Genomic DNA, 412 nt, shown 5'->3' with positions numbered 1-412 from the left:
GAAAACGGTGCGTAAACCGTGAAGATAATTCTTGTCAAACTGTTAGGAGGAACCAGATTTGTTGAAATAAAACCGAAGTGTATTACAAGCTATACAAGGAGTTGACAAGAATGACCAGCCAGAGGTCATTCTTGTCGGGAAACTGCGGCGGAACTGCGGCGGAGCTGCGAATGTTAGGAATATATGGGAGTGTTCCTAACATCATCCCCTCCTTAAGCCAGGGCCCGGCTTGGACGGGTAATCCACATGAAACCGACGAATCGTTTCCTTTAAGGCCGGTGTGGAACCAAGGTTACGTGCGGGCTCCCACGATCGCTCTGACGGCGGGCACCCTTCCGAATCGAGAAGATACTGCAATTGATTTCGAAACCAACGAGATTCCAGCACCTCCTTGACAATGTATAATGGGTCC

1 protein-coding gene is annotated in these 412 nt (G+C 49.3%); it reads right to left on the bottom strand.

Translation table 11 applies throughout. The features are described from left to right. Window positions 1–201: 201 nt before the first annotated feature. A complete protein-coding gene (locus B5P42_RS33325; RefSeq protein ID WP_369008134.1) occupies window positions 202–399 on the bottom strand; it encodes a chromo domain-containing protein in 198 nt (65 codons plus the stop codon). Between the last annotated feature and the right edge of the window lie 13 nt (window positions 400–412).

It is taken from the genome of Bacillus sp. SRB_331 (genome assembly GCF_003264175.1).
Classification (GTDB): domain Bacteria; phylum Bacillota; class Bacilli; order Bacillales; family Bacillaceae_G; genus Bacillus_A; species Bacillus_A mycoides.
Note: the sequence above shows the minus strand (reverse complement) of the source record. Positions and strands in the feature narration are given on the sequence as shown.